Source organism: Sessilibacter sp. MAH3 (assembly GCF_054658275.1).
Map to the genome: position 1 here is coordinate 393,927 of NZ_BAAGIE010000001.1, position 11,917 is coordinate 405,843.

The following is an 11,917-nucleotide window of genomic DNA, read 5'->3' on the forward strand; positions in this document are numbered from 1 at the left end:
CACAACTTCTTTCGATTATGCTCGATACCGTTCGTTGGAAATCTTATCTTTTAAGCATTGGCTTTGCCGTACTGGCAACGCCAGGCTTGGCTGAGCAGCGCGTCTCCGACGTGGATGCTGAAGCGCGCAATCTGCTCACGCAAACCATCGCCCAAGCTGACAGCTTTCTGGATAAATACGACGCCGAAGTGTGGCTGGTGGATATGTCTGGCCGCCTTGAGCGATTCGTGACCAATCCCAAAGAGCGTTTGCAAATTCTCAGACAGGTACACCGACTGGCCAGCGCTCACGAAATCCAACCGTCTCTAGTGTTGGCGGTGATGGAGGTCGAGAGCCACTTTGACCGCTTTGCGGTTTCTCGCGTGGGTGCGCAAGGTGTTATGCAGGTAATGCCGTTTTGGAAAAACGAAATTGGCCGCCCCGAAGACAATCTTACCGACATAGAAACCAATATCACCTATGGTGTGACCATACTTAAACACTATTTAGATCGTGAAAACGGTCGCTGGCCCGAAGCGCTGGCCCGTTACAACGGTAGCTACGGTAGTTATCGTTACTCCATCAAAGTGATGGATGCCTGGCAAAGTCGCTGGAAATAACGCCCTCAAATTGACACGCACAGACAAGACACCCAGCGCCTCGCAAGGGTGTCGGAACCCAAAACATGACCGCAGAATTCGTCCATTTACGTTTACACACCGAATTTTCCCTCGTTGACAGTATCGTTCGTATCAAAAACCTAATGCCCAAGACTGCAAAGTTGGGTATGCCCGCGGTAGCAGTTACCGACGTTTGTAACTTTTATGGCTTGATTAAGTTCTACTCGGCGGCACGGGCAGAAGGTTTAAAACCCATTGGTGGTGCCGATTTTTGGGTTCATCAGGGCGATGGTAAACCTACCTTAATCACGCTTTTGGCCATGTCGCGCAAGGGCTACAAAAACATCATTGAATTGATTTCAAAAGCGTATCAGCACGGCCAACACTTAGGCGTTGCCTACGTTCAGCGCGAATGGATTAGGGAACACACCGAAGACGTGATTGCGCTTTCGGGTGCTAAGTTTGGCGATATTGGCCGTGCTTTGTTATCCGATAAATTCGCCCTAGCCGATGAGTTATTGCAAGGCTGGCAGCAGGATTTTCCCGATCGTTTTTATCTAGAAATTCAGCGCACCCACCGCGAAGGCGACGAAGACTATTTGCACGCCGCCGTTGAGTTGGCGTCAAAACATCAGGTGCCGGTGGTTGCCACCAACGACGTACGCTTTTTGGAGCGTGAAGAGTTTGAATATCACGAAGCGCGTGTTTGCATTGGTGAAGGTCGCACACTGGATGACCCCAAACGTGAACGTCGATACTCGGAAGAACAGTACCTAAAAAGCCCGGAAGAAATGGCCGAGCTGTTTTCCGATATCCCAGAAGCGCTGCAAAACTCGGTAGAAATCGCCAAGCGTTGCAACCTAGATATTGAACTGGGCAACTACTATCTGCCCGACTACCCAATTCCCGATAACTTCGAGCAAGATCCGTTTTTCAGCCAGCACATTACCTATCAAGATTTGTCGCATCGGGCTGAAAAAGCCATGATCCAAAACTGGACTGGCAAGGAAGACACCGACGCCTATCGCGCCATGGTGAAAACCAATATATTCTTCCAAAAGATTTCCTACGAAGGCTTGTACGAGCGCCTAGAAACCATTCTGCCCGACAAGCACGCCCACGATTACGCCAACCGTTTGAAAATCTACACTGACCGTTTGCAGTTCGAGCTCGACATCATTATGCAAATGGGTTTTCCGGGTTATTTCTTGATCGTTATGGACTTTATTCAATGGGCCAAAGATCACGAGATTCCGGTGGGGCCGGGGCGGGGTTCTGGTGCGGGATCGCTGGTGGCCTATTCGCAAAAAATTACCGACCTTGATCCGCTGCAATACGATCTACTGTTTGAACGTTTTCTAAACCCTGAGCGTGTATCCATGCCTGACTTCGACGTCGATTTTTGTATGGAAAACCGTGATCAGGTGATTTCGTACGTGGCCGACAACTACGGTCGCGATGCGGTTTCGCAGATTATTACCTTCGGTACCATGGCCGCAAAAGCAGTGGTGCGCGATGTGGCGCGAGTGCAGGGTAAGTCATACGGCTTGGCCGATAAGCTTTCGAAAATGATTCCCGCCGACCCGGGCATGAAGCTGCAAAAAGCGTTTGATCAAGAAGAAGTCTTACGTGAGTTTTTAGAAAACGACGAGCAAGCCCAAGAAATTTGGGACATGGCCTTAAAGTTAGAAGGCATCACCCGAAACGTAGGTAAACACGCCGGTGGTGTGGTTATCGCGCCAACCAAACTGACCGATTTCGCGCCGTTGTATTGCGATGAAGACGGTCGCAGCTTGGTGACTCAATACGACAAGAACGACGTTGAATCTGCGGGTTTGGTGAAGTTCGACTTCTTGGGTTTGCGTACGCTCACCATCATCGATTGGGCGGTGAAAATGATCAATGTGCAGCGCGCCAAAAAAGGCGAGCCACATCTCGACATCAACCACATTCCTCTCGACGATGAGAAGACTTTTAAGCTGCTCAAAGCCGCCGATACCACCGCCGTGTTCCAGCTAGAATCCCGCGGTATGAAAGACCTGATCAAACGTCTTCAGCCCGATAACCTCGAAGACATGATCGCATTAGTGGCGTTGTTTCGTCCCGGCCCGCTCGATTCCGGCATGGTGGACGACTTCGTAAATCGTAAACACGGTCGCGCTCAGGTTGCCTATCCAGACGCAAAATATCAGCACGAAAAGCTCGAACCCATTCTAAAACCCACCTACGGCGTTATTGTTTACCAAGAGCAGGTCATGCAGATCGCTCAGGAGTTGGCCGGTTATACACTCGGTGGCGCAGACATGCTGCGTCGCGCCATGGGTAAGAAAAAACCCGAAGAAATGGCCAAACAGCGTTCGACCTTCGCCGACGGCGCCAAGGCTCAGGACGTTGACCCAGAGCTGGCTATGAAGATTTTCGACCTGGTAGAAAAGTTCGCCGGTTACGGCTTCAACAAATCGCACTCGGCGGCCTATGCAGTGGTTTCTTACCAAACTGCTTGGCTTAAGGCCCATTATCCTAGTCAGTTTATGGCCGCGACCATGTCTTCAGACATGGACAAAACCGACAAGGTGGTAACCTTTATTGAAGCCAGCCGCGAAATGGGTCGTGCGCCTTTACCGCCCGATGTAAACAGCGGTGATTTTCAATTTACGGTAAACGAACAAGACCAAATTATTTACGGTTTGGGGGCGATTAAAGGGTTGGGTGAAGGCCCCATCGAAAGCATCATTAAGGCGCGCAAAGAAGGGCCGTTTACCGATTTGTTCGATTTCTGTTCGCGTATCGATCCCCGCAAAGTGAACAAGCGTGCTTTAGAAGCCTTGGTACGATCGGGTGCGCTAGACTCCATCGGTCCCGGCGTCGATCTCGATCACGACCGCGCGATTATGTTTGCCGCCCTTGGCGATGCCGTACAAACCGCCGAGCAAAATTCCGCCAATGCCAATTCCGGCATGATGGACTTATTCGGCGACTTGGTACCAAGCTCTGATAACGGCGGCGATGTCTACGCCGATTATCGCAATACAGCACCTTGGACCATCAAACAGCGCTTAGAAGGCGAAAAGGACACTCTCGGCCTGTATCTTACCGGTCATCCTATCGATGAGTTTGCCAGTGAAGTCAAACAGTTGGTGTCTGCGCGAATCAACGACCTTCAGCCCGATAAAAAACCGCAAAAAATCGCTGGTCTTGTGGTTGCCTTCAGAACCATGAAAACCAAGCGCGGCGATACCATGGCGTTTGTCGCTTTGGATGATCGCTCGGGCCGTATTGAGGTTGCAGTTTTTGCCGATGCTTACAAAAACTGCTACGAAATTCTCGATAAAGACGCACTGCTGGTCATTGAAGGCCAAGTCAGTCACGACGACTATTCCGGCAGCCTAAAAATGCGCGCCGACAAGGTGATGAGCCTTGCGCAGGCGCGACTTGAAGGCGTGAGTGGTTTGCGCTTAAAGCTCGATGCCGAAAAGCTGCCCGCAAACTTTGCCGACTTACTAAAACAAAGCTTGCAGCCCTATCGCCAAGGTACTTGTCCTGTGTACATTGAATATCAGCGGCCAGAAGCGAAGGCCTCTATGCGTTTGGGCCGCGATTGGTGCATATTGCCCGAAGATCAGCTTGTTAACGATTTGGTGCAAACCCTTGGGCGTGCAAACGTAGAGTTGCTCTATCACTGATGGTTTGATTGAAAGCTGATGGCTTGATTGAAATTTTATTTAAAAAGAATCGTGGGATTATGGAAGATCTATTCGATGCACCACTGCGGTTAATACTCAATATTTTGCGGTTTTTTTACTTTTTAGCCTGGGAGCTTGGGGTAGAAACCATTGGTTGGATTATCGGCTGGGTATTTTATCGGCTTATTACGTTGGGTTATTTCCCAGTGGAAGGGTGGCGCGAACAAGACAAATGCAGCTGGCCAAAAGCTTTGCTCATCGAATTCACCGGTATTGGCATACTTGCTGGAGCTATTTACGCTGTTACTCGGTTGCTATAACGACAAGAAATTTTTCTATCCAGAACTTTCTCCAATGCCGGCCGAGCTTTCAACGCCAATTATGATAAGTTATTGAAATCAAAACATAATCGAGAAGTTCTAAGTCTGTTTTCTTTTTGGATAAAATCACCAAAACGAGACCGAATTAACTAACACCGTAATGACTTCAACGGTTACCTTTCGTCAAAATTTAGGTTTATTTTTTGAGGGAATGTTCTTTAATTTGCGTCTTTGTGACTAGGCTGTAGAAATTCAGTGATTACAGTGCTGTTGTTGAAATCACAAAAAATGGGAAATCATCGATTTAATTTCCGTGCAGTGATTTAGATGAATTCCTGAAATCATCGACTCCAAACGGTACACATTTCTAAACTTATGAAATTGATCTTCACCAAAGGCGCCGACAAATACGACCAGCTGGTCATACACCGCGACGACACATCACCACAAATCATCGACTGCCCCAAACAAGGCATTATTCCCCACGATATGGTGCACTACGCTGTAGAAAACACCCTAAATAAACGGGGGTTTGTGGTGCAGGCGATAGAAAACGAACTTCCCGATTCGTTAACCGAGTACGACGACGAAAGCAACGGCGTTGAACGCCTTGTTGAAGTCTTTCAAGCCGACGGCTGGTCTGGTTGGAGCAGCGAACCTGCAACCTTGCTCGACCTCTACCAAGTCACCTGCAACGCCCGCCGCTGCGAACCCCTAAACCTACAAGAACACGACATAGAAGCCGTTCGACAAAACATTCTACAACTCACCCAACTGTGGCAACCCATCGCCGTGGGCGAGAGTTTGGAATTAACCATGGAAACTTAGAGCAAGCAAAAATTTAATTCTCGTATGCGTTTATAAAGGCCGATTTCTAAACGGTTAGAGACATGTTGTGTGAGTTAATCTGGAAAATTGACTGCAAGAAGAGTTGTTAAACCACATCAAGTTTATCGAATTCCGCACCTGAGATTGCCTTATCGGTGAATAACGCTCTAATGTTTTCGGTGCAATAAATGGAAGTGCAATGGTCTTCTTGTATCTTAAAAAAACCTTCGCGAGAGATCTTCGACGAGTCAAAAACAATCTTTGATACGCCACCAAATTCATTGAATTTACTGAGGTCTTTATCTAAACAATCGATCACATTTACCACATTACACAAATAATAATCTTGGCCTTTATAAGAAAGAGGTAATAATTCAAAGTCTGACTTAAATTCAGACAACAAATCGTCAAAAACACCGCAGCGCATAACAAAAGACCCGATATTCAAAAGGGAAATATCCGCCTCTGGCATACCAACATCTTCTTCATCGGCTTCTATTTCTAGTGGCTCCTTCCAATTCAAAGGTTTACCTTTACAGCGCAACGATACATCCGAATTTTTCGGTAAAAAGCTTTTAAAATTGTCGTAGTTGATTTCCAACACATAAATATTCGAGCTATCCATTTACAAACTCCATAATCTCACGCGCGCGCATTCTTCTGTTGATGGATATGCTTCCGTTAATCAAACCTTGCGCTACTCGGCGTAAAATGGCCCTAGCATGAGATGCACTCATAGCTTGCTCCAAGCACGCAGTAATATTTAAATAATAGGTTTTATTATGAAGTGGTCTATGAGCATATTGATATTGCGGATAAAACTTTAGGTTTCTTTTGAAATTGGGTAACCACAATCCATTGGCCGGATCATCAATGCGTATGTTGAATTGTGCCAATATATCCCTAGCGATAACAGATCTTTTGTGGCCTCCACTAACCAGTGCATGAGCCTCAAAATTTTGATCGGGACGACTATATCCCGCAGTTTGAAGAAATTCCCCGAGTTTTTTTGATCGATGCTCCTCTTTTATTAGGTCTGCGTGACTCATTTGAATGCCTTCTTCTACATAGGTTTTTAGTGCCTCCTTTTGAGCCCGGTACTTGGTCTCTGCGATGACTGTATTGATTAATCTATTGGTTTCTTGATCTATTTTACCGTGAGCAGACAATAGCTCCGTCAATCCTAATCTAAAGTCCAGCAGGTCTACTTCAATATAATCGATCTGATTCAAAACATGCTCTCCATTCGTTTTGCTCTAATGTAAAAGTATCGAATGTTTTGATCGTGTAAGTTGATAAACTCCAGATTTTGGAACGTTTGGTATATTCCAAGATCGATTAAAACAACACGCTCAAAGAACTTATTTTGGGGAAGAGTTACAGTGAAATTTGTACGAAAACCGAAAAAGAACCTTCATTCGAACAAACTATCCGTCGCAAAATTCACATAAACATTTGAATCACTCGTAAAAACCTCTAAAATCGAGCCCTTTTTTACCGATGACACCAAGCATCGCGCTCGATTTAAGAATCTGCCCAAGGCAGCTCATAACAAAACGAAGACAAGGTAAACATGAATCCAAATTATCTCGATTTTGAACAGCCCATCGCAGAACTGGAAGCTAAAATCGAAGAACTACAGCTCGTTGGCAAAGACAACGACCTGAACATCACCGAAGAAATTGCAAAACTGCGCGACAAAAGCGAAAAGCTTACCGAGAACATATACTCAGACCTAAGCCCATGGCAAATCGTCAAGGTAGCTCGCCACCCGCAGCGCCCCTACAGCAGCGACTACATCAAGCGCATCTTTACCGACTGGGACGAGCTCCATGGTGACCGCCACTTTGGTGAGGACAAAGCCATCATCGGCGGTGTTGGTCGCTTAGATGGCCGCCCAGTGATGGTCATTGGCGAAGAAAAAGGCCGCAGCGTAAACGAAAAAGTCAGCCGCAACTTTGGCATGCCAAAGCCAGAAGGCTACCGCAAAGCCTTACGCCTAATGGAAATGGCCGAACGCTTCAAAATGCCCATTCTTACCTTTATTGATACCCCCGGAGCCTATCCCGGTATCGATTCAGAAGAACGTGGCATCTCAGAATCCATTGCCCAAAACCTAGCGGTAATGTCGCGCCTAAAAACCCAAATTATCTGTACCGTAATTGGCGAAGGCTCATCTGGCGGCGCCTTGGCCATTGGCGTAGGTGACCAGCTTAACATGCTGCAATACTCCACCTACTTTGTGATCTCTCCAGAAGGTTGCGCCAACATTATTTGGAAAACCGTCGAAAAAGCTCCCCAAGCAGCAGAAGCCATGGGTGTAACCTCAAAAGTGCTCGAAGAACTCGGCATTATTGACGAAACCATCCCAGAGCCACTCGGTGGTGCCCACCGCAACATGGACGCCATGGCCAATCGCATCAAAGAGCGCCTAAGCGCCCAACTGCAAAACCTTTGCGAACTGCCCATCGACGAACTGCTTGAAAAACGCTACCAACGCCTCATGAGCTACGGCAACTAAGCTAAAGCCCTTCGCAATAAAAAACCCGCACTAGCGGGTTTTTTTGTGCCTGCCATTTTTAAATTTCTGCCTAAAGGTCTTGTAGAGCTCTACAAAGACATAGATACAAAACAACCCATAACCAAAAAGTTATAAAACACTTCCTAAAGTTGGTTGTTCTTGAACGATCAACCTGATAGAAATGGACTAAAGGTTCAAGATATTAGGGAAAGAGCAGATGACTGAGGAAAACATCTCTGAAGAATGCAAGGGCGATAGCGATAAAGAGTTTTAGAGCTATGTGTATTATTTCTTTTTACAACAGGCAATTGTGTGTGACTTGCGCATATATGGCAATCTGTGTATAGCCAATTAAATAAATGATCAAAGATAATTTTAGACGCCAAAATAAAGTTAATATTTGATGTAATCAACGGTTAATTATTGATTTATCGTTATTATTATAACCTTAAAATCACGTAGGCCGGTTAAACGAAAATATAATCTTCTGATTGGATACTTTTAATATTTTGAGCTTTTTAATCTCAGAGATTTTAAATTTTTCAATTATTTTTTAATTTACAAATATTTAATAGTGTGGTTGGTCTGAGTTATTTAAATAAATGAGAGAATTACATGAGGATTTTGAGGTTAATTAGTTTTTTTATTTTTGGTCTCGTTGCAAACAATTTAATTGCTGCAGATCGCCCGTTAGATGACGAGGCGTTAGTTTTCCAAAATTTGCTCTTTGATAGCGAATTTCAAAAACTATCTGATCTTGCAGATCAATATAGGAATGATCCATCTTTGGTATCGATGGAAGGTATGCCAATGCTTGTTGCATTGTATGCAGGTATTTCTGCGTGTATACCTAAAAATTGCAAAGTATCAGATTCCGAATGGACTTATAAATACAATCAACTAAGGGCATGGCAAGCTCAATTACCGAATTCGATAACACCTAAAATTGCCATTGCTGGTTATTATGTCAGTCATGCGTGGTTAGCGAGAGGAAGAGGATATGCCAATACCGTAACACCAGAAGGTTGGCAAATATTTCAAGAGTATATGGTAAAAGCTGACGATCAACTCAAAAAAATTAGCGGCCAAGGAAAATTAGATCCTAAGTGGTATGATTTAATGCTTGATGTTGGTTTAGCACAAAAATGGCCGATATATCAATACGATACCATTTACAATGAAGGTGTTATTAAATTTCCTTATTATTTTCCGCTGTATTTTAATAAAGCAACTTATTTGGCTCCCCGATGGTATGGCTCGCCGAAACTAGTAAATCAATACGTTGAAAAGACTGTGAGTAATCAAAGTGATGAAGAGTTTGCTAATACATTGTATGCGCGTATAAATTGGTCTGCTCAATCGAATGATATGTTTACAGATGGCCAAACTGATTGGCAGAAAATGAAAGTGGGGTTTGATCAAGTTGTTAAAGACTTTCCTCATCCATGGAATGTTAACAATTATGCAAAATTTGCTTGTAAAGCACAGGATTATCCAACTGCTTACAAAGTTTCTCAGTCTATCAAAGATTCGATATTAATATCTGCGTGGGGATCTGGTGGTAAAGGTTATTTTGAATGGTGTTATGATTATGGCGATCTCATTGTAAACGGCTCTCGACCAGCAGGACAATCACCTTTCGGCACAGTAAAATAAAATATAAATTTCTGTGGAGTCGAATTTAATTCGACCCTTCTGTGCTTTCAGGGCTACCTAAATAATTACCCAAATCGGGCGTAAAAATCACGCCCTTTAAACCAGATTGCTCAACGGCAGTTTTAACACAATCTTGGCAGTATACACTGTAATAACGGTCGTATTCGGTTTTAAATATCGTAAATCGTTTAACGTTATCTTCATTAAATGTAATATTTTCTACATCACCCCATTCGTTTTTAACACACAGTTTTAAATCTAAATCCGATTGCGAATTCGCCAAACTCAGCGGGTTAAACATAAAACCTTCGCCCAGCTCATAAACCACGGGTAAAAATTCACCGTCGTTTTTTAACAAATCGTATAAAGCATCGTAGGCTTTGGTGTTTAAAAATAAACGGCCTTGGTGTTCGGCGATATCCGGTATTGCAGAACCGTTCAGACCTTCGCAGTCATCAAAGCTAACGCGAATTGGAGTTTTCCAAAGTGATTTATAACTTCGTGGAAATTCATTGACGTCAAAACGGGTATCCATTGACTCACCAAATTCAGAGATGATTTGTTTCCAGTCAAAACCTAAATAACCGTATTTTTTACCGTTGTTATAAATAGAATAAAGCATCTCATCCCTTTGGTAGAACTCGGTTTGGTAAAGCAGACGTTTGTAATCTAATTTTAACCATTGCTAAGGTTCTTACAAGATCTTCGTCGGTTTTGATCGTCAGCGGTCGAATCAAATTACGCAACCACTCAAAATATTCTCTTCTATGTATTCTATTATGAGCAACGGCATTTCTTAAATGATCTGGCATATAAGGTTTGTCGCTCTCTGAGCGAGGTAACCAGCAACCATTAATAGGATCATCGATGCGTCTCTTTAACGACGCAAACAGGGCCCTCATGGTAGCAGCCTTATGATGACCGCCACAAACGATAGCATGCGCATCGCAGCGTTTGTTTGGCCGCGGTTCGCCATCGCGCGCGAGCATTTTTGCTAATCTTCTAGAACGGTGTTTTTCGTTGATAAACTCATCGTAAGTCATATTCTTGGCTTTGGCGCGATAGTTATCAATACCTTTTTGAACCTTGGCTGCGGTGGTTATTTGATTTAAATCGTGTTGGGTGGGTGATGCTTTGGCGGCAAAACGGTCAATTTCTCGGTCAACCTTGTCTTTTAAATAAAACGGCGTGAAATCTTTATTGGTTGGCATATTCAATCCCGACTTTTTTGTTGGGTTTAAATTGTTAATCAGAGGTTCCTATAAGAGACTCTGATTAACTCATCCATGATTTAATCAGAGCACAGAAATTGAAAATGCGATTTCCAATTTCTTCACAATTTCAATCACTTACCGTTCTTGAAATTGGCGACACGTTCTTGTGTCGCTGGAAACTCTAGGTTAATCAGAGTTTCCTATAATTTTATAAAATCTAATTTATCAATATTTAATGAATGTTTTAATTGTTGAACGGGTATGCATTTTAACGTTATCGCCCGGTCTTATATTTCAAGCATCGTCTTAGTCGATTTTGGTATGTTCATTCTTTAGTGGCAAAACTATTGTCTGATAGACAGGCTGGTTATTATTTATAGAATAGTAACCATTAAAAAATATTAATAATGGTTATCTGTTAAAGTTCTTTGAATAATTTCTTCATGATGTGATAAGAGTTTTTAACGTTAAATCAGCTCAGTTTTATCAAAACAATAACAAAGGTGAAACAATGAAAATTCGCAGTGTTTTGGCGGCTGCCGCTTTATCAATGGCTTCTTCTGTATATGCAGGCGAGTGGGTAGAAGTAAAAAAATCCGTTGTGTTAGATGCAAAACCTAGCGCCGTATGGGCGTTGGTTGGATCATTTAACGCCGTTGAGCGCTGGCACCCAGGGGTTAAAGAAAGTCGCCAACTCGGCAATGTACGCTCACTATTTTTAGGCGATGGTGGTGTTATTGTTGATCAACTAGTAGAAACCAACGAAGCCGAACACCAATACAAATACATTGTCATCAGCGCACCTTTACCGTTAACCGACTACGAAGGTGTGGTAGAAGTAAAACCACAAGGCAATAAAAGCGAATTTATCTGGCGTTCACGCTTTCACGCCAATGGCGTAACCGATGCCGAAGCACAAAATATTGTTAGCGGTATTTATCAAGCAGGTCTTGATGAGCTGGCGAAAATCTATAACTGATTTTTGTTGTTAACTTAATAAAGGAAACTCTGATTAACTAAGAGTTTCTCGCGACACAAGGATGTGTCGCCAATTTCAAGAACGGTAAGTGATTGAAATTGTGAAGAAATTGGAAAT

General features: G+C 43.8%; 11 protein-coding genes. 7 read left to right on the forward strand and 4 right to left on the reverse strand.

The window, feature by feature from the left end:
- Positions 1-17 precede the first annotated feature (17 nt).
- The 4 genes from ACYQ2C_RS01590 (at position 18) to ACYQ2C_RS01605 (ending at position 5,430) form a co-directional block, all read left to right on the forward strand.
- Complete coding sequence (locus tag ACYQ2C_RS01590; protein WP_460099371.1) at positions 18-599, forward strand: lytic transglycosylase domain-containing protein; 582 nt, start codon at positions 18-20, stop codon at positions 597-599.
- 65 nt (positions 600-664) lie between these two features.
- Positions 665-4,282, forward strand: a complete 3,618-nt coding sequence (dnaE, locus tag ACYQ2C_RS01595; RefSeq protein ID WP_460099373.1) for a DNA polymerase III subunit alpha — start codon at positions 665-667, stop codon at positions 4,280-4,282.
- Between the two features lie 59 nt (positions 4,283-4,341).
- Positions 4,342-4,602 carry a hypothetical protein gene (locus tag ACYQ2C_RS01600; protein ID WP_460099376.1) on the forward strand — a complete coding sequence of 87 codons (261 nt, stop codon included), beginning with the start codon at positions 4,342-4,344 and terminating at the stop codon, positions 4,600-4,602.
- Between the two features lie 375 nt (positions 4,603-4,977).
- Positions 4,978-5,430 carry a hypothetical protein gene (locus tag ACYQ2C_RS01605; protein WP_460099378.1) on the forward strand — a complete coding sequence of 151 codons (453 nt, stop codon included), beginning with the start codon at positions 4,978-4,980 and terminating at the stop codon, positions 5,428-5,430.
- 106 nt (positions 5,431-5,536) lie between these two features.
- Here the strand turns inward: ACYQ2C_RS01605 and ACYQ2C_RS01610 are convergent, their stop codons facing one another.
- Both ACYQ2C_RS01610 and ACYQ2C_RS01615 read right to left on the reverse strand, forming a co-directional pair.
- Positions 5,537-6,055 (reverse strand): imm11 family protein, encoded by a 519-nt coding sequence (locus tag ACYQ2C_RS01610; protein ID WP_460099380.1) that lies wholly within the window; start codon positions 6,053-6,055, stop codon positions 5,537-5,539.
- Positions 6,048-6,662 (reverse strand): AHH domain-containing protein, encoded by a 615-nt coding sequence (locus ACYQ2C_RS01615; RefSeq protein ID WP_460099382.1) that lies wholly within the window; start codon positions 6,660-6,662, stop codon positions 6,048-6,050. The genes ACYQ2C_RS01610 and ACYQ2C_RS01615 overlap by 8 nt, the downstream gene beginning before the upstream one ends.
- Positions 6,663-7,003: 341 nt before the next feature.
- Here ACYQ2C_RS01615 and accA point away from each other — a divergent pair, with 341 nt between their 5' ends.
- Both accA and ACYQ2C_RS01625 read left to right on the forward strand, forming a co-directional pair.
- Positions 7,004-7,951: an acetyl-CoA carboxylase carboxyl transferase subunit alpha gene (gene accA, locus ACYQ2C_RS01620; protein ID WP_460099385.1), complete on the forward strand. Its 948-nt coding sequence runs from the start codon at positions 7,004-7,006 to the stop codon at positions 7,949-7,951.
- Between the two features lie 615 nt (positions 7,952-8,566).
- Positions 8,567-9,607 (forward strand): hypothetical protein, encoded by a 1,041-nt coding sequence (locus ACYQ2C_RS01625; protein ID WP_460099388.1) that lies wholly within the window; start codon positions 8,567-8,569, stop codon positions 9,605-9,607.
- Between the two features lie 25 nt (positions 9,608-9,632).
- Here the strand turns inward: ACYQ2C_RS01625 and ACYQ2C_RS01630 are convergent, their stop codons facing one another.
- A complete protein-coding gene (locus ACYQ2C_RS01630) occupies positions 9,633-10,229 on the reverse strand; it encodes a hypothetical protein (RefSeq protein ID WP_460099391.1) in 597 nt (198 codons plus the stop codon).
- 1 nt (position 10,230) lies between these two features.
- Entirely contained in the window at positions 10,231-10,818 is a 588-nt protein-coding gene (locus ACYQ2C_RS01635; RefSeq protein WP_460099393.1) for an AHH domain-containing protein, read from the reverse strand.
- Positions 10,819-11,332: 514 nt separating this feature from the next.
- On the opposite strand from ACYQ2C_RS01635, the gene ACYQ2C_RS01640 reads away from it, so the two are divergent.
- Positions 11,333-11,800: an SRPBCC family protein gene (locus tag ACYQ2C_RS01640; protein WP_460050907.1), complete on the forward strand. Its 468-nt coding sequence runs from the start codon at positions 11,333-11,335 to the stop codon at positions 11,798-11,800.
- Positions 11,801-11,917: the final 117 nt, after the last annotated feature.